The sequence below is a fragment of the Pseudomonas sp. Pseusp16 genome (assembly GCF_047324915.1).
GTDB lineage: Bacteria > Pseudomonadota > Gammaproteobacteria > Pseudomonadales > Pseudomonadaceae > Aquipseudomonas > Aquipseudomonas fluorescens_CD.
In genome coordinates this window covers 1,022,088-1,039,983 of the sequence record NZ_CP168522.1, presented here as the reverse complement: position 1 = coordinate 1,039,983, position 17,896 = coordinate 1,022,088, and the positions used below count along the sequence as shown (strand labels likewise).

Below are 17,896 nucleotides of genomic sequence, written 5' to 3'. Positions count from 1 at the left end.
AGTTTCGGGGGTGATTTGGTAGGGGGTGTGCGATCGTCATGTACACACAAATACTGTAGGAGCGAGCTTGCTCGCGATGGTCGTCAACGATAACGCGGGAAGCCTGGTGCCCCGTGGCGTTCTCGGGATCATCGCGAGCAAGCTCGCTCCTACAGAGTGCTTGCCATCAGTGCGAAATCAGAAGAACCCCAGCGGATTGATGTCGTAGCTCACCAGCAGGTTTTTGGTCTGCTGATAGTGGTCGAGCATCATCTTGTGGTTTTCCCGACCGACGCCGGACTTCTTGTAGCCACCAAACGCCGCGTGCGCCGGGTACAGGTGGTAGCAGTTGGTCCACACGCGCCCGGCCTTGATCGCCCGGCCCATGCGGTAGGCGCGGTTGATGTCGCGGGTCCACAGGCCGGCGCCGAGGCCGAACTCGCTGTCGTTGGCGATGGCCAAGGCTTCAGCTTCGTCCTTGAAGGTGGTAACACCCACCACCGGGCCGAAGATTTCTTCCTGGAACACACGCATCTTGTTGTGCCCCTTGAGCAGCGTCGGCTGGATGTAATAACCACTGGACAGGTCGCCCTCCAGGCGTTCGGCCGCGCCACCGGTGAGCAGTTCGGCGCCCTCCTCCTGGGCAATGCTCAGGTACGAGAGGATCTTGTCGTATTGCTGCTCGGAAGCCTGGGCACCGACCATGGTTTCGGTGTCCAGCGGGTTGCCGCGCTTGATCTTGACGATCTTCTTCATCACCTCGGCCATGAACGGCTCGTAGATCGACTCCTGCACCAGCGCCCGGGACGGGCAGGTGCAGACTTCGCCCTGGTTGAAGAACGCCAGCACCAGGCCTTCGGCGGCTTTTTCGATGAACGCAGGTTCCGCGCTCATGATGTCTTCGAAGAAGATGTTCGGCGACTTGCCGCCCAGTTCGACGGTGCTGGGAATGATGTTCTCGGCGGCGCAATGCATGATGTGCGCGCCCACCGGGGTCGAACCGGTGAACGCGATCTTGGCGATGCGCTTGCTGGTGGCCAGGGCTTCGCCGGCTTCGCGACCGAAGCCCTGGACGATGTTCAGTACGCCCGCCGGCAGCAGGTCGGCGATGAGCTCAGCGAAGACCATGATCGACAGCGGCGTCTGCTCGGCAGGCTTGAGCACGATGCAGTTGCCCGCAGCCAGGGCCGGGGCGAGTTTCCAGGCGGCCATCAGCAGCGGGAAGTTCCAGGGAATGATCTGCCCGACCACGCCCAGCGGCTCATGGAAGTGATAGGCCGTGGTCAGCTCGTTGATCTCGGCGGCGCCGCCTTCCTGGGCGCGGATGCAGCCTGCGAAGTAACGGAAGTGGTCGGCCGCCAGCGGCACGTCGGCGTTGAGGGTTTCGCGCACGGCCTTGCCGTTGTCCCAGGTTTCGGTGACGGCCAGCACCTCAAGGTTCTGCTCGATGCGATCAGCGATTTTCAGCAGCACCAGGGAGCGGTCCTGGGCCGAGGTCTTGCCCCAGGCGTCGGCAGCGGCATGGGCAGCGTCGAGGGCCTTGTCGATGTCGGCGGCGCTGGAGCGCGGGAATTCGGCAATTACTTCGCCGTTGACCGGTGAGGTGTTGGTGAAGTACTCGCCATTGATCGGGGCAACGAACTCGCCACCGATGAAGTTGCCGTAGCGCGGCTTGAAGGTAATGACGGCACCTGGGGTTCCGGGTTGTGCGTAGATCATGATGGGCCTCTGTCTGGGTCGGAGCCTGTCGTGCTGACAGGCGATGAGCCGATACTAGAGAGCCCCGCGTGCCAGACGAATGCATCGTTGGCAGGAGGGGCTCTCGTTATTTGGTCGTAGATTCTGCACCGCCCCCTGTAGGAGCGAGCTTGCTCGCGATGGTCGTCAACGATAACGCTGGAAGCCTGACACCCCACGGCGTTCTCGGGTTCATCGCGAGCGAGCTCGCTCCTACAGGTTTGTGGTGGATCAGTGTTTGGCTACCAGGTCCTTGGGCAGCTTGAAGGTCCAGAGCATGCCGCCCTGGTTGAAGTCCTTCACCCGCTTGGCCACTTCGCCACCCCACAACGGTACGGCGCCGCCCCAGCCGGAGAGCACCGAGACATACTGTTCGCCGTCCATTTCCCAGGTCACGGGCGAACCGAGCACACCGGAACCGGTCTGGAACTCCCAGACCTTCTCGCCCGTCTTGGCGTTGAACGCCTGCAGGAATCCTTCAGGCGTACCGGTGAACACCAGGTTGCCCTTGGTGGTCAGCACCCCGCCCCATAGCGGCGCGTAGTTCTTGTGGCGCCACACTTCCTTGCCGGTTTTCGGATCGATGGCCCGCAACACGCCGATGTAGTCTTCGTTCAATGGCTTGATGGTGAATCCGGCGCCGAGGAACGCCGCGCCTTTCTTGTAGGCGATGCCTTCGTTCCAGATGTCCATGCCCCATTCGTTGGACGGTACATAGAACAGCCCGGTGTCTTGGTTGTAAGCCATCGGCATCCAGTTTTTCGCGCCGAGGAACGCCGGCGCCACGAAGACCGAACTGCCCTTGGCTTCGGAGCCCGGGGCACCGGGACGGCTGGCTTCGTTGTAGATCGGCCGGCCGGTTTTATCCAGGCCGGTGGCCCAGGTGATCTTGTCCACGAACGGGAAACCACGGATGAATTTGCCGTTGGTACGATCCAGCACGTAGAAGAAACCGTTACGGTCGGCAGTGGCCGCCGCCTTGATCTCTTTACCGCCTTCGCTGTAATTGAACGACACCAGCTCGTTCACGCCGTCGTAGTCCCAACCGTCGTGGGGCGTGCTCTGGAAGTGCCACTTGATGGTGCCGTCGTCTGGATTGAGTGCCAGGCGCGATGAAGAGTAGAGGTTGTCGCCAGGGCGCAGGTGCGAGTTCCACGGTGCCGGGTTACCGGTACCGAACAGCAGCAGGTTGGTTTCCGGGTCGTAATAGCCGCCAAGCCAAGGGGCCGCGCCGCCGGTTTTCCAGAGATCGCCCGGCCAGGTCTTGCCCGCCTCGCCACCGGAGATGCCGTTTTCCACCGCTTTGCCGTCCTTGTAGACGTAGCCCATATGGCCTTCGACCGTCGGCCGGGTCCACAGCAGGTCACCGTTTTTCGGGTCGTAGGCCTCGATCTTGCCCACCACGCCGAACTCGCCTCCGGCCACGCCGGTAATCAGTTTGCCGTTGATCACCAACGGCGCGGCGCTGATCGAGTAGCCTTCCTTGTGGTCGGCGACTTTCTTGCTCCAGACCACCTTGCCGGTGTCCTTGTTCAGTGCCACGAGCTTGGCGTCGAGGGTGCCGAAGATCACCAGGTCGCCATACAGCGCGACGCCACGGTTGATCACGTCGCAGCAGGGGCGTATGTCATCCGGCAGGCGCGCATCGTATTGCCAGAGCTTCTTGCCGGTGCGCGCATCCACGGCGAACACCCGCGAGTAGGAACCGGTCATGTACATCACGCCGTCCTTGACCATCGGCTGCGCTTGTTGACCACGCTGTTTTTCACCACCGAAGGAAAACGCCCATGCCGGTCGCAGCTCCTTGACGTTGTCGACATTGAGAATGTCCAGCGGGCTGTAGCGCTGCCCCTGGACACCCAGGCCGTTGGTCACGACCTGCTCGGGATTCTTCGGGTCCTGGAGAATGTCCTGGTCGGAAACCCCGGCCAATGCCTGGCCGGACAACAGCATGGCACTGAGCAGCAGGCTCAGGACGAAGGGCTGGCGACGTGCGGGTTGAGTCATGACGGCTTCCTCTGCAATTTTTGTTATGCCCGGAAAATTTTCCCGGTCTGGTGCAGATTCTTGGGCGCCGCCGCCCTGGCAACAATTGCCCGCAGTGTGGAGTTTTCTAGTTCCTTGGTAGCGGGTCGAGTGAGATGGACACTCGATTTTGTGAACGACACCGCCCCCCTGTAGGAGCGAGCTTGCTCGCGAAAAACGTCAGACCACCGCGTTCATCCAGGCAGCTCGCGTTATCGTTAACGTCCATCGCGAGCAGGCTCGCTCCTACAGGGGATCTGGGTCGACTATTTGCTGGCGGAATCGACCCGGGTCATCTGCCCGCGCTCGTAACGCGGGTACAAATGGCTGACGCTGCGAATCAGTTCGTATCGGCTCAGGTTGATCCCGGCAAAACGTTCGGGGATGGGGCTGCGGATCATCTCGGCCATGTCGCTGCCATTGGCGGCGCCGTTGCGCATAAGCTGATCGAGCCAGGTCAGGTAATCGCGCATCTGCTCGAAGGGTCGTGGATCGCTTGCCACCGGTCCATGACCCGGCACGACCAGCGTCCAGGGCAAGTCTTGCAGGGCCGCGATATCCGCCAGCCACCGTGACAGCCCCGGACTGTTGGGCGTGGTCAGCGCCCGTTGATAAAACACCAGGTCCCCGGCAAACAGCACACCGGTTTGCTGGTCGAGAATAGCCAGATCCGCGCCCGTATGCCCACCCAGGCTCAGCAGACGCAAATCGTGATTCCCAAAACTTTTCACGCCGGGTGTCAGCACCTGGGTGGGCAATACCATTTCAGTGCCGCGCATCCAGTCGCCGACCATTCGATACAGGTTCTCGGTCATGGCATCGCCTTGCTGGTGCATCAGCCCGGTGGTGCCGGCCAAGGCACCGATCGGCACGTCGGTGAAGGCCTGATTGCCCAGCACATGGTCCGGGTGATGGTGAGTCAGCAACACCTGGATCACCGGCTTGTCGGTGGTGGCGGCAATCGCCTTGCGCAGCGCTTCGCCGTAACGCTTCGACGGCCCGCTGTCGATCACTACCACACCACGCTCGGTGACAATGAACGCGGTGTTGACGATGTTGCCGCCGTTGGCCTTGGCGAAATTATCCGTGCTGCCTTCCAGCAACCAGGTGTCCTGGGCGATCTGCCGGGGCTTGAGCGAGTACTCGAGGTCGGCCAGGGTCGGCAGACTGACGCACAACACCATCAGCAGTATCCAGCGCATGCCACGCTCCTTATGGTCAGGGAATTGATGCATCAAACACATTGCCGCTGTTGTCCCGTAAAAACAGGCTGGTTTGCCCTGCCCCTTCGATGTCGAAGGCCAGGTTGGGGTTTTCGCTGACGGCGGGAAACAACTCCAGCCGGGCCAGCACCTGGTCGCTGCGGTCGCGCAGCTCGGCATGGTTGATGAAGAATTCCGGAATGCCGCTGACCATGCCGTTGTCCATGGGATGGGCCACCTGCAAACGCAAACGGCTGAACTCGCCACGGGGATAGCGGCCGCCGAACACTTCGCCGATGTGCTCCTCCCAGCCGGGCTGGCTGCGTACCACGCTCGGCGCGGTGCAGCCGCCACCCGCCGCGTCGATCAGGGTCGAACCGACGTGCCACAGGCCGTCACGGGTCAACACCGCCGCGCGCAAGGGTGTGGCCTGTTCGATGCGAATGCGCAACGACAGCCAGGGTAAAACGGAATCCAGCGGCTGGAAGTCGACGATTTTCGGCAAAGGGTTCAGCTCTGCCCAGGCGAGGATTTTCACCACCTCGCCATTGAACGCCCGGGCGTCGATTTCCAGCGGCACCTGCCGGGCATCTTCGGCAAACGGCGGCGCCAGCAACTTGACCTGATCATCGAAAACGAACGGCGCATTGCCAAGAAACTGCTTGTGATAGAACGTCCACATCACCGATGGCACCGGATCCTTGCCGGGATCGATATCGGCGGCCTGGGCCGCCAGGCTTAACCAGCAGGCCAACAGACAACTCCCTCGCCATTTCATCGCCAGCTCCTATTGATACATCTCGGGCACGTCGTAACGCAGGCCGTAATGGTCGTAGATGGCCTTCACCGAGCCCTCGCGGATCAAGCCTTCGAGCGCCTCCTCCACGGCATAGGCCAGTTGACGGTTGCTTTCGTGAACCGCCATGCCGATTTCCCAAAGCTGCTTGCCCATGTTCGGGTAGGCATTTTCTGCCAGTGCCACTTGCGGGTCGGCCGCTTCATGCACTTGCCAGTCGATCTCGCCGCGCATGGCCATCACCGCGTCGACCTCACCCGCCTTCATCGCGGCAAACGCCTGGGGCACGCCGGGATAGTGATGAGTCTTGCCGGCGAGCATGCCGTTGAACACCGAGGTCAGGTAGAACGACGGCACGCTGTCGACTTCGACGCCAATCGGGTGTTGCGCGAACACCGCGACGCTGGCGACCTTGTCCAGCCGCCGACGGTCATAGGCCACCTGCCATTGTTCGTTCTGGTACGGACCGAACATCACCACATGGCCGTTTTCCAGTTCGCCTAACTCATTACGCTTCTGCGCATAGTCATGGTCGTAGGGCACGCGCATCATCAGGTCGGCCAGTTGCTGATTGTGCAAGGCACTGGCACGCCAGATGTAGTCGCGCAGGTCGTCATCGAGCTTTTCCCCGGCCGGAGCCCAGATCAGCGTCAGGCGCACGCCGAGCGCCTTGGCCAGGGCCTCGGCGAGCTCGACATCGACCCCCTGGGGCTTTCCGGCGCGTTCAAAACTGTAGGGGGCGAAGTCCTTGTAGATCGCCACCTTCAGCTCCCCGGCGGCGATCATTTCGTCGTAGTTGCGAACCTGCGCCTGCGCCGGCTGGCAACACAGCCACAGAGCGCCGAGCAACACCGCGAGCAGGCGCATGGGTCACTCCTCGACGTGCACAGTGTCCAGATAAGTGCGCACCGCCCACAGAGCTTCCTGGCTCAGGTAGTCGGCCATCTTCGGCATGTACACCCGACCGTCGCGCACCGCGCCATGGCGTACCCGTTCGGCGAACCATTCATCGCCCGACTCACCGACATCGAGCATGCGCAAGTCGGGGGCGATACCACCGGACTTGGCTTCCAGACCATGACAGGCCGCGCAGTTCTGGGTATAGGCCGAGGCGCCGATTTCCACTGCCTTGTCATGTTCCGGGGCGGTGCGATAAGGGTTTACCGCAGCCCAGCCGTCGGCATCGAGTTGCACACCGGCGTCCTTGACTGGCGTCAGTCCCTTGGTTTCCACAGCCTGGGGTACCACGTTGCCGTGGGCCCACACGGAACCTGCGCTGATAAGACCGGCCAGCAGCCCGGTGACGAGCAAGGCGTTGCGTTTTGTTGTCATTGTTCTGCCCTCAGGATTGCACGCAAAACCTCTTGTCAGAGGCTATGGCGGTCATATTAGAAAGCCCTGCGCACAGACCCCATGCTGCTTTGGTGGTCGCCACCTACTCCCTTGGTCGTAAGGCGATCGGTGGACTGCGGACGCGGGCCGTGGAGCCGGTCGACGCCGATCAGGGTCAGGATCAGCAGAAACGGCAGGAGCAGCGTTTTGACGATACGCATGGTCAATCCCCTCCAGATCAATGGCCGTGATTGCCCATGCTAGAACCGCGCCGAACGTGGCGGGCTACTACCTTGGTACTGGCCCTTCGGTACTTTCTGCATATTTTCACGTCACCACAGGCTTCCTATGCTGGCGCTACCGGTGATGGAGAGCCTTATGCGCCAGCTTGCCCCTTATGCCCTGATCTATCTGCTGGCGATTGCCTGCGCCGCCGGCCTGGCCACCCAGAGCCAGGCCGCCGATGCGCCCTTGCAGGTGCGCATCGGCTACCTGGGTTATCGCCCCGACCCTGGCCCGCTGCTGTCGAACGTCATTCCCGAACCCACCGATGCCGGCCTGCGCGGCGCCGAACTGGCGATCACCGACAGCAACAGCACCGGGCGTTTTCTCAATCACGGCTACAGCCTGACCAGCGCCAGCGTCGACAGCCCCGAAGCCTTGCTCGAAGCGGCGAAGGCCCAGCACGAACAGGGTCTGCGCCTGTTTGTGGTGAACGCACCTGCAGCCAGCCTGCAGCAGCTCAGTGCCGCACTGCCCGACAGCCTGCTGTTCAACGCCGGCAGCCCGGACGACAACCTGCGCACCACCGATTGCCTGCCGAACGTGCTGCACACCTTGCCGAGCCGGGCGATGCTCGCCGACGCGCTGGTACAGTTTCTGGTGCTGCGCAAATGGCAGCGCGCGCTGCTGATAGTCGGCCCGACGGCGGACGATCAAGCCTACGCCGCCGCCCTGCGCCGCGCCGCCAGGCGCTTCGGCCTGCAACTAGTGGCGGAAAAACCCTGGAGCTTTGATAACGACCAGCGGCGCAGTGCCCAGGCGGATATGCCGCTGTTCACCCAGACCGCCGAGTACGACGTGGTACTGGTGGCCGATGAACGCGGTGACTTCGGTGAATACGTGCCCTACCAGACCTGGTACCCGCGTCCGGTCGCCGGCACCCAGGGCCTGACCCCGGTAGGCTGGCACAAGACCGTGGAAACCTACGGCGCCGCGCAACTGCAAAAACGCTTCGAAGCCCTGGCCGGACGCTGGATGAACGACCGCGATTTCGCCGCATGGATTGCCGTGCGCAGTATCGCCAGCGCCGTGAGCAAACAGCGCCAGGCCGAGCCGATGGCGATCCGTGCGCTTGAAATCAGCGACCAGTTGCCGCTCGACGGTTTCAAGGGCCGCAAGCTCAGCTATCGGCCGTGGAACGGCCAGTTGCGCCAGCCGATTCCCATTGTCCAGCCCCGGGCGCTGGTCAGCACGTCACCCCAGGACGGCTTTCTGCACCCGTTCAACGAGATGGACAGTCTGGGTTACGACAAATCCGAGGTGAGCTGCCGCTTTCCCTGAACACAACAACTACAACAAGGACACTGCCATGCGCCGCACCCTGCTTTCATGCATCCTGCTGCTCGCCGCTGGCCAAGCCGTCGCCAGCACGGCCTGGGTCTCCAACGAAAAGGACAACAGCCTGAGCCTGATCGACATGCAGACCCTGCAAGTCACCGACACCCTGCCCGTCGGCCAGCGCCCCCGCGGCCTGCTGCTGTCCCATGACAACAAGCTGTTGTACATCTGCGCCAGCGACTCGGACCGGGTCCAGGTGATGGACGTGGCCACGCGCAAGATCATCAAGGAATTGCCCTCGGGCAAAGACCCTGAACAATTCGCCCTGCACCCGAACAATCGCTGGTTGTATGTCTCCAACGAAGACGATGCACTGGTCACGGTGATCGACACCGAAACCTCCAAGGTCCTCGGCCAGATCAACGTCGGCGTCGAACCCGAAGGCATGGCGGTGAGCCCTGACGGCAAGTGGGCGGTCAATACCAGCGAAACCACCAACATGCTGCACTGGATCGACACCAGCACCCAGACCCTGGCCGACAGCACCCTGGTGGATCAGCGCCCGCGCTTCGTCGAGTTCTCCCCGGATGGCGCGAAGCTCTGGGCCTCGGCGGAAATCGGCGGCACCGTGACCATTCTCGACGTGGCCAGCCGCAACGTCCTCAAGACCCTGAACTTCCAGATCAAGGGCGTGCACCCGGACAAGGTGCAACCGGTGGGCATCAAGCTCAGCGCCGATGGAAAATACGCTTTCGTCGCCCTCGGCCCGGCCAATCACGTCGCGGTGGTCGACGCCAGAACCTTCGAGATTATTGATTACCTGCTGGTGGGCCGACGGGTCTGGCAGATGGCGTTCACCCCGGACCAGAAGCAATTGCTGGCCACCAACGGCGTCAGCGGCGATGTCTCGGTGATCGATGTCGACAGCCTCAAGGTCAGCAAGTCGGTGAAGGTCGGGCGCTATCCCTGGGGCGTGGTGGTGACGCCATGAACGCCCTTGAAGTCAGTGACCTGAGCTTTGCCTACGGTACTCGAGAGGCCTTGCGCAAGGTGAGCTTCAGCCTGGAACCCGGGCGTTTCGCCGCGCTGCTGGGACCCAACGGCGCGGGCAAGTCGACCCTGATTGCCCTGCTGACCCGGCTCTATGATCTGCAGCAAGGCGAGATCCGCGTCGGTGGCTGTTCATTGCGCAACGCGGCACGCCCGGCGCTCAGGCAATTGGGCGTGGTGTTCCAGCAAAGCACGCTGGACCTGGACCTTAGCGTCGAGCAGAACCTGCGTTATCACGCGGCATTGCATGGCCTGTCCCGGCGCCAGAGCGGTCTTCGGGTCGACGCCGAACTGGCCCGCCAGGCCCTGACCGAGCGCCGCCGCGAACGGGTGCGTGAACTCAACGGCGGCCATCGTCGCCGGGTAGAGATAGCCCGCGCCCTGTTGCATGAGCCGCGTCTGCTGCTGCTCGATGAAGCCAGTGTCGGCCTCGACCCGGCAAGTCGCCTGGCGCTCAATCAGCACCTGCGCAGCCTGTGTCGCGAGGAGCGCATCAGCGTGCTCTGGACCACTCACCTGCTCGACGAAGTGCAGCCCAGTGACGACTTGCTGATCCTCCATCAAGGCCGGCTGGTCGCCAGCGGACAGGCGGCTGCCCTGAGCCTGGAACACGGCGGTGACCTCGGTTCGGCATTCACCCGCCTGACGACCACAGGAGCCATGCAATGACAGCTTACTGGCAATGCTTCAGCGGCATCGTGCTACGCGAATGGCTGCGCTTCGTGCTGCAACGCACGCGGTTTCTCAGCGCCCTGGTGCGGCCACTGCTGTGGCTGCTGGTATTCGCGGCCGGTTTTCGCGCAGCGCTCGGGATCGCCATCATCGAGCCCTACGACACCTACATTCCCTATGAGGTCTACATCATTCCCGGGCTGGCCTGCATGATCCTGCTGTTCAACGGCATGCAGGGGTCACTGTCGATGGTCTACGACCGCGAGATGGGCAGCATGCGCGTGCTGTTGACCAGCCCTCTGCCGCGCACCTTCGTGCTGTGCAGCAAGCTGCTGGCCACCTCACTGATTTCGCTGTTGCAGGTGTATGCGTTTCTGGCGATTGCCTGGATTTACGGCGTGCGGCCGCCCGCCTTGGGTCTGTTGATGGCGTTGCCGGCCCTGCTGCTGGTGGCGTTGATGCTCAGCGCACTGGGCCTGTTGCTGTCGAACGCGATCCGCCAGCTGGAGAACTTTGCCGGGGTGATGAATTTCGTGATCTTCCCGCTGTTTTTCCTGTCATCGGCGCTGTATCCGCTGTGGAAGATGCGCGAGGCCAGCGAGTGGTTGTACTGGTTGTGCACCCTGAACCCGTTCAGCCATGCGGTGGAGCTGGTGCGCTTTGCCTTGTACGAGCGCTTCAATCCGCTGGCGCTGGCGGTGTGCGTGGGGCTAACGCTGCTGTTCACGCTGCTCGCTGTGCTGACCTTCAACCCCCAGCACGCCGCCCTGCGCAAAACCAACTGACTACACAGGTCAACTGTGGGAGCGGGCTTGCTCGCGAAGGCGGCGGCAAATTCAATAAATAAGTTGACTGACACAACGCTTTCGCGAGCAAGCCCGCTCCCACAGGGGGATCTTCATTGAGCAGGGTGAAATTACTACTTTAGTACTGGTTTCCCTGTCTATCGTCGCATTCCCAACGTCCCCCGACTGGCATGTAATAGGTCCATAACTATAAGGACCGAACCCATGCCGCGTGCCCGACGTCGCCTGTTGCGCCCTGCTCTCGCCGCCCTGTCGCTGAGCCTGTTGTTGAGTACTGCGCAGGCCGATACCGCGCTGTTCTCTGCCGACGGCTATCGCATTGGCCTGTACCGCAGCCCGACGCCCGAGCAGTTGCAAGGTGCAACCATCGTCGACACCCGCGCCCTGCAGACGCTGCTCAGCCAAAACCCGCGCCCGGTGCTGATCGACGTCTACCGCCGTCAGTGGCTGCAAGGGCAATTCATCGAAGACCAGCCCCATGAAAACCTGCCCGGCAGCCACTGGCTGGCCAATACCGGTGACGGCGACCTGACGCCCGCCTGGCAGGATTACTTTTCCCGCAACCTGAAGTCACTGACGGGCGGCGACCCGACGCAACCGCTGGTCTTCTATTGCCGCTCCGACTGCTGGTTGAGCTGGAACGCGGTCAAACGCGCAGCCATCATGGGCTATAAAACCTTGTATTGGTATCGCGATGGCCTGGACGCCTGGCAAGCGGCCAATCTGCCGGTTTCGCCAGCCAGCCCCGAACCCTTTCCCTGAAGCTTTACGCGTGCGTGTAGTTGCCACACCATAATCAAAATAATGAGGTGAAAGGCCATGTACAAAATTCTGATTGCCGACGATCACCCGCTGTTTCGCGAAGCCATTCACAACGTCATCAGCGACGGTTTTGCCGGCAGCGAAGTGATGGAAACCGCTGACCTGGACAGCGCCCTGGCACTGACCCAGGAACACGACGACCTCGACCTGATCCTGCTCGACCTGAACATGCCCGGCATGCACGGGCTCAATGGCCTGATCAACCTGCGTAACGAAGCGCCGACCATTCCGGTGGTGATTGTCTCCGCCGAGCAGGACAAACAGATCGTGCTGCAAGCCATCACTTACGGTGCCGTGGGTTTTATCACCAAGTCTTCACCCCGCGCACAGATGACCGATGCCATCCAGCAAATCCTCAATGGCAATGTCTACCTGCCCCCGGACATCATCCGCACCGCCAAAAGCAGCACCCAGCGGCGGATGAACGACACCCCGAGCTTCCCACCCGAACTGCTCCAGGCCCTGACCCGCAAGCAATTGCAGGTATTGGAGCGCATGACCAAGGGCGAATCGAACAAGCAGATTGCCTACACCCTGGAAATCGCCGAGACCACGGTCAAGGCCCACGTCTCGGCGATCCTGCGCAAGCTCAACGTGCACAACCGGGTGCAGGCGATCCTGAGTGCCGGGGATATTGATTTCGGGTCATACCTGCGGCGTTGAGTCAGAAAGACCGCTGCGCGCCTTTCGCGAGCAAGCCCGCTCCCACAAAGATTCAGGTGATCCAGTGGGAGCGGGCTTGCTCGCGAAGGGGCCAGCACCGACACCCGGAAAATCAAGGCCTGCCCAACAAATGACTCATCGCCGTCTTCAGCTTCATCGGCCGCACCGGCTTGTGCATCAGGGTGTGGCCCAGTTCACGGATCTGCTGCTTGAGTTCATTGCTGTAGTTGGCCGTGATCATCATCGCCGGGACCGGTGACGCGCGCCGGGCATTGATCCGGGCGACGGCGTCGACTCCGTTGCGGTCGTTGTCCAGGTGGTAATCGGCTATCAGCAAGTCGGCCTCGGCGTGGTAGTTGTCCACTTGCCGCGCCAGATCTTCCTCTGACAGCGCTGTCACCACCCGACACCCCCATCCCTCCAGCAAGGTGCGCATGCCGGCACAGATGGTCGCATCGTTGTCCAGCACCCATATCCGGGCACCGCGCAGGCGTTCAAGCATCGGCTCGCTCATCGGCAATGTCGGCGGCGGTTTCGGCGCAGTGGCGCTCAGCGGTACTTCGACCGAGAACATCGAGCCCCGACCCGGCCACGAGCGCACATGAATGCGATGCCCGAGGATGCCGGCAATTTTCTCGACAATCGCCAGGCCCAGGCCCAGGCCGCGATCCTGATCGGGTCGCTGCACATCGCCGCGCTTGAACTCCTGGAAAATCTCCTCCAGGCGATGCTCGGCAATGCCCATGCCGCTGTCCCAGACTTCGATCGTCAGGCACTGATGATGCCGCCTGCAACCCAGCACCACGCGACCACTGCAGGTATAGCGAATCGCATTGCTCAGCAGGTTGCGCAGAATGCGCGCCAGCAACTGGATGTCGCTGCGCACCAGCGCCGAACAACCGATGAAGTGCAGTTGCAGGCCTTCACTGCGCGCCACCTGGGTGTATTCGGCGGCCAGGTTGTCCAGCAGTTCGCTGAGGGCGAACGGCGCGACGTCGGCCTTGATCACCCCCGCATCGAGCTTGGAAATATCCACCAGGGTGCCCAGCAGGTTTTCCACGTCCTCCAGGGAATTGCTCACGTTGCGCACCAGGATCTCGCTGGACATCGGCTCGCGCCGTTCCAGCAAGGCACTGGTAAACAGTCGCGCGGCATTCAACGGTTGCAGCAGGTCATGGCTGACGGCCGCGAGGAACTTGGTTTTCGACAGGTTGGCCTGCTCGGCTTCCTGCTTGGCCTCGCGCAAGCGTGACTCGACCAGGCGGCGCTCATCGATCTCACGCAGCAACTGATCGTTGAGGGTGGTCAATTCCGCCGTGCGCTCGCGTACCCGCAGCTCAAGGTTCTGATAAGCCTGATGCAGCGCCTCGGCGGTGCGACGGCGTTCGGTAATGTCACGGATCAGCACGAAAATCCCCACCACCTCGCCACTGGCCAGGCGGTTGGGCACATAGGAGCGCAGCATGTAGCGCTCCTGGTCGTTGACGTTGGTTTCGGCGAACTCGAAGGTCACGCTCTCGCCCGCCAGCGCCCTGGCCACGTAGGGTTCCAGCCGCTGGTAATGCTGTTCGCTGTGCACTTCGCGCAGACTCTGGCCGAGCATCACGCCCCGGGGCCAGCAGTACCACTCTTCGTAGACCTTGTTGGTGAACTCGTAGACCAGATCGGCATTGAGGTAGGCAATCAATGCCGGCACGTGATCGGTGATCAGGCGAATCCAGTGTTCGCTTTCACTCAGCGCCTCGGCGTGCTGGTAGCGTTCGGTAATGTCGGTGAAGGTGTTGACGAAACCGCCGGTGGGCAAAGGATGGGTGCGGATTTCCAGGACCCGGCCATCGTACAGGCGCTGCTCGCATTCCCTTACCGGTCGGCCGTTGCCATCGCGACTGGCCGGGGTCAGCAGGTTCAACTCGCTGTCGGCGATCACCTCGGCAAACGGGCGATGGGCAGCCACCGGCGCCAGGCCGCTCAACTCCAGGAAACGCCGGTTCCACAGCTCCAGAATGCCCTCGGCGTTGACCATTGCCACCCCTTGGGACAGGTTGTCGACCGCCCGTTGCAACAGATGCGACTTCTGCGCCACCGCCTGCTCACGGCGCACGGTTTCGCTGAGTTTGACGTCGGTAATGTCGGTGAACAGAATCACCCGCCCACCTTCCTGGGTCGGCCGCTCGCTGACCTGCAGCCAGCGCCCGTCCTGCAGGCGGTAAAGCAGGTTTTCGTCGGCATGCCCGCGTGGCTCTTCGGTGAACAGGCCGTTGTTCATCATCAGGCGCTTGACCTCGGTCAGGCGCATGCCGGCGTTGATGCGCATCCGACTGCTGCTCCAGAACGCCTTGAAGCGACTGTTGAACAGCACGATGCGCTGCTCGGCGTCGAACAGGACGAAGGCGTCGGAAATGCTTTCGATGGCATCGATCAGGTGTTGATGCGCCGTTTCCGCGCGCAGGCGGGCTTCGCTGAGCAAATGATTACCAGCCTTGAGTTCCGCCATGGCCTGGTTCAGGGCATCGGTGCGTTCGCGCACTTGCTCGGCCAGCACCACCGAATGCTGGAATGCGGCGTACGGATCGTTGCCGCGGGTCACCCCGGACTCGACCCGTTCGATCAGCGCGCCGTTGATGCGCTGCAGTTTATGGTTTTCGAGGCGCAGCCTGGCCAGTTCGGCCTGCAGCTCAGCGATGTCCTGGGGCACGGCCACGGGCAATGGCAACGCCGGTGAAGGTCTGGTTGATGTGCATGCCATTGAACTGTTCTCCATAGGTGTTGAAACCCATCACCCGTTGCTCACGCAAAAACGTGCCGATCCGGTCAAGACTGCCGTCGTCTTCGAGTTCCAGACGCCGCAGGAAACAGTCGCAACCGATGGTCAGCAGCAAATCACCCAGGCGCTCCTGCAACCCCTCGAACAGGCTCTGCAGGTTCGGCAGCATCGGGCCCGGGGTCATCGCGGTGAGGACGATGCCGTTTTCCACGGCGCAGTAGAAACTCAGGCTCAGGTCCGGATGCACCTGCTGGATGGCCCGCACGTAGTACTGCTGGTTGATTCGCACCGCCAGCGGGTGCGCGGCGAAGACCCGGTGATCAAGCTGCGCCACCGGCACGCCGATGTGCCGGGCGTACTCGGCGGCTGCCGGCTCGGCATTGAGTTCGAAGACCCGGCGCAAGGTGCTGTCGGCCCCGGTGACCACCAGCTTCTCGGCGCGGGGCAACACGTGGTGGGTGGTGAACACTTCGAAATCCAGCCAGGTATTGACCAGCACCACGACGGCCGCGCCGCTGTGAAACTCGCCATCGAAGTACACATGGGTATGGGTCAGGTAGTTATCGTCGCCGGCCGAGCCGCCGAAATGCGGAATGTCGCCCAATGCCGCGCTCAAGGCCGCCAGGACCATTTCTTCGCGGCTGGACAGGCCATCGAGCAAGGTCAGGGCAAAGCTGTTGCCCTTGATCGGGGCCAGGGTGTTGCTGCGACAGCCACTGACCAGGCGCTCGACCATTTGCTGGGCGTCGATCAGGCTGAAGTGCTCCATCTGGTCGATCAGCTCGATCGCGATGGAAAAGTGCCGGTGATCGAAGCCCACCGCCGTCACGCAATTGCGCCCGTAGCCCAGCGGGGTGATCTCCCCGGCGCTGGTGCAGCCCACCAGGCGAATGCCGCCGAAGCTTTGCTGCAAGGCCTGGCCCAGTGCCTGCAAGTCGTACTCGGCGGAACAGAAGAACAGCACGAACCCCAGGTGCGGATGCAACAACTGTCCTGCCAGTTCCTGCGCGACCTGCCGGGCATCGGTGGCCTGGGACATTGCACTGACGACGCCTTCGCTCTGCTGCATCCTTACCTCCCGCTGGTGCGTGTGTATGAGGTACGAGTGTACGAAGTCTGTGGGGGGCGACGAATGCTACTTGGGTAGCGGGTAGCCGCTTCGATGGGATGAGACGGTTGGCGACCCTCGCCGCGATGCGCACGGCCAGGGCCACCTCCCGGGTTTACCAGGTCAGCACCGCGCCCACGGCAAAGGTGTCGGTGTCTTCATTCTGGGCACTGGTGTCGTGGCCGTTGATTTCGAACTGGTTGTACTCGGCCACCAGCTTGAGGTTGTCGTTCACGTCATGGAACAACGCGATGCCGCGGGTCTCGTAGTCCGCGCCGCTGCCGACCACGCCGTTGCCATCGTCATTGGTCTTGCCGTAGGACAAGGCCAGGCGGTTCTTGCCCAGTTTGTAGGAGCCCTGCAACAGGTATCCGTCGCTGTCGACATTGCGCAGGGTCGGCTCGCCGGCATTGTTGGTGAAAAACGGGTTGATGCCCTTGGCCTGGAAACCCGACCCGGTGAGGGACAAGCCGCCCATCTTCGCCTGTACACCATAACCGACACCCTTGGAGGTGACGGTCTCGACTGTGGAATCAGTGTTGTCCGAGGTCTGGTAGCTGCCGTTGACCCAGCTGTAGATCTTTGCCCCGGCCAGGTCGAACTGATAGGTGATTTCGCTCTCGGTACGCGGGTTTTCCTGATAGGCCTTGCCCGTCGGGCTGCTGTCGTTGGTGTCTACCGGGTCCATGATGCCTACCGCCACACGCAGGCCGTCCATCACCGGGGTGCGATAGGTTATCTGCGAGGTCGGGAACGGATACGGGTAACCGGTGCCGATGTTGCCGAACGACACCCCGCCGCCATCCACCAGCCCCAGCGTATCGCTGACCTGACCGTAACCGGCGAGCATTTCGTCGAGCAGGATGTTGGAGCGGGCGAACAGCCCGAAGTCTTTGCCGATCAGCACTTCGCCCCATTCCGGGTTGGCTACGGTGCCATAGAACTGCCGCACATCGATGGCTGTGTCGGTGCCGTTGGTTTGGCTGTCGTTGATGGTGACCCAGAACGAGGCGCGGGCGCCGAGCTTGAGATCGTCTACCTGCTTGCCCATGTTGAACCCCAGGTAGTTGGGCAAAAAGCCCATCTTTACCCGCGACTGCCGACGGTCGAACTGCTCGCCGGCCCGGTCGACATCACTGTTCACGTAAAAGGCGTTGATGTAGCCGTCGGTGGAGAACGTCGTCTGGTCCTTGTCGTACAGCATGATTTCCGCCTTGGCCACCGGGCTCAGGCCAAGGGCAGACAGGCTGGCGATGAAGGCTGGCAGAAAACGATGCGTGAAGTTCTTATTGTTGTGCATGGCGCGCTCCGAAACGGGGACTGAGTGTCGGAGGCGATTATCGAAACCTGACCGGCGGCGCCATACGCTGCCTTGGGGGT

Annotated in this window: 16 protein-coding genes; 6 read left to right on the top strand and 10 right to left on the bottom strand. The window is 62.2% G+C overall.

Annotated elements, in window-relative coordinates:
• Window positions 1-177: 177 nt before the first annotated feature.
• The 7 genes from ACEN8Q_RS04590 to ACEN8Q_RS04560 form a co-directional block, all read right to left on the bottom strand.
• On the bottom strand, window positions 178-1,698 hold the full coding sequence (locus tag ACEN8Q_RS04590; protein WP_413427946.1) for an aldehyde dehydrogenase family protein: 1,521 nt from the start codon (window positions 1,696-1,698) through the stop codon (window positions 178-180).
• A gap of 249 nt (window positions 1,699-1,947) precedes the next feature.
• Window positions 1,948-3,723, bottom strand: a complete 1,776-nt coding sequence (locus ACEN8Q_RS04585) for a PQQ-dependent methanol/ethanol family dehydrogenase (protein WP_008017481.1) — start codon at window positions 3,721-3,723, stop codon at window positions 1,948-1,950.
• A gap of 284 nt (window positions 3,724-4,007) precedes the next feature.
• A complete protein-coding gene (locus ACEN8Q_RS04580; RefSeq protein WP_413704616.1) occupies window positions 4,008-4,943 on the bottom strand; it encodes a quinoprotein relay system zinc metallohydrolase 1 in 936 nt (311 codons plus the stop codon).
• Window positions 4,944-4,959: 16 nt separating this feature from the next.
• Complete coding sequence (locus tag ACEN8Q_RS04575; RefSeq protein ID WP_413704615.1) at window positions 4,960-5,721, bottom strand: quinoprotein dehydrogenase-associated SoxYZ-like carrier; 762 nt, start codon at window positions 5,719-5,721, stop codon at window positions 4,960-4,962.
• A 9-nt stretch (window positions 5,722-5,730) separates the two neighbouring features.
• A complete protein-coding gene (locus tag ACEN8Q_RS04570; protein WP_413704614.1) occupies window positions 5,731-6,606 on the bottom strand; it encodes a substrate-binding periplasmic protein in 876 nt (291 codons plus the stop codon).
• 3 nt (window positions 6,607-6,609) lie between these two features.
• A complete protein-coding gene (pedF, locus tag ACEN8Q_RS04565) occupies window positions 6,610-7,071 on the bottom strand; it encodes a cytochrome c-550 PedF (RefSeq protein ID WP_008017475.1) in 462 nt (153 codons plus the stop codon).
• A 56-nt stretch (window positions 7,072-7,127) separates the two neighbouring features.
• Window positions 7,128-7,292: a hypothetical protein gene (locus ACEN8Q_RS04560; protein WP_413427954.1), complete on the bottom strand. Its 165-nt coding sequence runs from the start codon at window positions 7,290-7,292 to the stop codon at window positions 7,128-7,130.
• A 157-nt stretch (window positions 7,293-7,449) separates the two neighbouring features.
• Here ACEN8Q_RS04560 and ACEN8Q_RS04555 point away from each other — a divergent pair, with 157 nt between their 5' ends.
• The 6 genes from ACEN8Q_RS04555 (at window position 7,450) to ACEN8Q_RS04530 (ending at window position 12,644) form a co-directional block, all read left to right on the top strand.
• Window positions 7,450-8,634 (top strand): ABC transporter substrate-binding protein, encoded by a 1,185-nt coding sequence (locus tag ACEN8Q_RS04555; RefSeq protein WP_413704613.1) that lies wholly within the window; start codon window positions 7,450-7,452, stop codon window positions 8,632-8,634.
• A gap of 28 nt (window positions 8,635-8,662) precedes the next feature.
• Complete coding sequence (locus tag ACEN8Q_RS04550) at window positions 8,663-9,622, top strand: YVTN family beta-propeller repeat protein (RefSeq protein WP_413427951.1); 960 nt, start codon at window positions 8,663-8,665, stop codon at window positions 9,620-9,622.
• The gene (locus tag ACEN8Q_RS04545) at window positions 9,619-10,350 is read left to right on the top strand and encodes an ABC transporter ATP-binding protein (protein WP_413427952.1); all 732 of its coding nucleotides are present in this window, start codon (window positions 9,619-9,621) and stop codon (window positions 10,348-10,350) included. Before ACEN8Q_RS04550 ends, ACEN8Q_RS04545 begins: the two co-directional genes overlap by 4 nt.
• Window positions 10,347-11,138, top strand: a complete 792-nt coding sequence (locus ACEN8Q_RS04540; RefSeq protein ID WP_413427953.1) for an ABC transporter permease — start codon at window positions 10,347-10,349, stop codon at window positions 11,136-11,138. The genes ACEN8Q_RS04545 and ACEN8Q_RS04540 overlap by 4 nt, the downstream gene beginning before the upstream one ends.
• A gap of 225 nt (window positions 11,139-11,363) precedes the next feature.
• Window positions 11,364-11,921, top strand: coding sequence for a PQQ-dependent catabolism-associated CXXCW motif protein (locus tag ACEN8Q_RS04535; protein WP_413428768.1), 558 nt, complete (start codon window positions 11,364-11,366; stop codon window positions 11,919-11,921).
• A 57-nt stretch (window positions 11,922-11,978) separates the two neighbouring features.
• Window positions 11,979-12,644 (top strand): response regulator transcription factor, encoded by a 666-nt coding sequence (locus tag ACEN8Q_RS04530; protein WP_008017467.1) that lies wholly within the window; start codon window positions 11,979-11,981, stop codon window positions 12,642-12,644.
• A gap of 112 nt (window positions 12,645-12,756) precedes the next feature.
• Here ACEN8Q_RS04530 and nahK read toward each other — a convergent pair whose 3' ends face one another.
• The 3 genes from nahK to ACEN8Q_RS04515 form a co-directional block, all read right to left on the bottom strand.
• Window positions 12,757-15,390: a hybrid sensor histidine kinase/response regulator NahK/ErcS' gene (gene nahK / locus ACEN8Q_RS04525; protein ID WP_413704612.1), complete on the bottom strand. Its 2,634-nt coding sequence runs from the start codon at window positions 15,388-15,390 to the stop codon at window positions 12,757-12,759.
• The gene (nosP, locus tag ACEN8Q_RS04520; RefSeq protein WP_413428770.1) at window positions 15,320-16,477 is read right to left on the bottom strand and encodes a nitric oxide-sensing protein NosP; all 1,158 of its coding nucleotides are present in this window, start codon (window positions 16,475-16,477) and stop codon (window positions 15,320-15,322) included. Before nosP ends, nahK begins: the two co-directional genes overlap by 71 nt.
• Window positions 16,478-16,631: 154 nt before the next feature.
• Entirely contained in the window at window positions 16,632-17,816 is a 1,185-nt protein-coding gene (locus tag ACEN8Q_RS04515) for a porin (protein ID WP_413428771.1), read from the bottom strand.
• Window positions 17,817-17,896: the final 80 nt, after the last annotated feature.

What these genes read in the sequence shown, in the direction of transcription:
- ACEN8Q_RS04590 (WP_413427946.1), bottom strand. Translation starts at nt 1,698, where the DNA reads ATGATCTACGCACAACCCGGAACCCCAGGTGCCGTCATTACCTTCAAG.
- ACEN8Q_RS04585 (WP_008017481.1), bottom strand. Translation starts at nt 3,723, where the DNA reads ATGACTCAACCCGCACGTCGCCAGCCCTTCGTCCTGAGCCTGCTGCTC.
- ACEN8Q_RS04580 (WP_413704616.1), bottom strand. Translation starts at nt 4,943, where the DNA reads ATGCGCTGGATACTGCTGATGGTGTTGTGCGTCAGTCTGCCGACCCTG.
- ACEN8Q_RS04575 (WP_413704615.1), bottom strand. Translation starts at nt 5,721, where the DNA reads ATGAAATGGCGAGGGAGTTGTCTGTTGGCCTGCTGGTTAAGCCTGGCG.
- ACEN8Q_RS04570 (WP_413704614.1), bottom strand. Translation starts at nt 6,606, where the DNA reads ATGCGCCTGCTCGCGGTGTTGCTCGGCGCTCTGTGGCTGTGTTGCCAG.
- pedF (WP_008017475.1), bottom strand. Translation starts at nt 7,071, where the DNA reads ATGACAACAAAACGCAACGCCTTGCTCGTCACCGGGCTGCTGGCCGGT.
- ACEN8Q_RS04560 (WP_413427954.1), bottom strand. Translation starts at nt 7,292, where the DNA reads ATGCGTATCGTCAAAACGCTGCTCCTGCCGTTTCTGCTGATCCTGACC.
- ACEN8Q_RS04555 (WP_413704613.1), top strand. Translation starts at nt 7,450, where the DNA reads ATGCGCCAGCTTGCCCCTTATGCCCTGATCTATCTGCTGGCGATTGCC.
- ACEN8Q_RS04550 (WP_413427951.1), top strand. Translation starts at nt 8,663, where the DNA reads ATGCGCCGCACCCTGCTTTCATGCATCCTGCTGCTCGCCGCTGGCCAA.
- ACEN8Q_RS04545 (WP_413427952.1), top strand. Translation starts at nt 9,619, where the DNA reads ATGAACGCCCTTGAAGTCAGTGACCTGAGCTTTGCCTACGGTACTCGA.
- ACEN8Q_RS04540 (WP_413427953.1), top strand. Translation starts at nt 10,347, where the DNA reads ATGACAGCTTACTGGCAATGCTTCAGCGGCATCGTGCTACGCGAATGG.
- ACEN8Q_RS04535 (WP_413428768.1), top strand. Translation starts at nt 11,364, where the DNA reads ATGCCGCGTGCCCGACGTCGCCTGTTGCGCCCTGCTCTCGCCGCCCTG.
- ACEN8Q_RS04530 (WP_008017467.1), top strand. Translation starts at nt 11,979, where the DNA reads ATGTACAAAATTCTGATTGCCGACGATCACCCGCTGTTTCGCGAAGCC.
- nahK (WP_413704612.1), bottom strand. Translation starts at nt 15,390, where the DNA reads ATGGCATGCACATCAACCAGACCTTCACCGGCGTTGCCATTGCCCGTG.
- nosP (WP_413428770.1), bottom strand. Translation starts at nt 16,477, where the DNA reads ATGCAGCAGAGCGAAGGCGTCGTCAGTGCAATGTCCCAGGCCACCGAT.
- ACEN8Q_RS04515 (WP_413428771.1), bottom strand. Translation starts at nt 17,816, where the DNA reads ATGCACAACAATAAGAACTTCACGCATCGTTTTCTGCCAGCCTTCATC.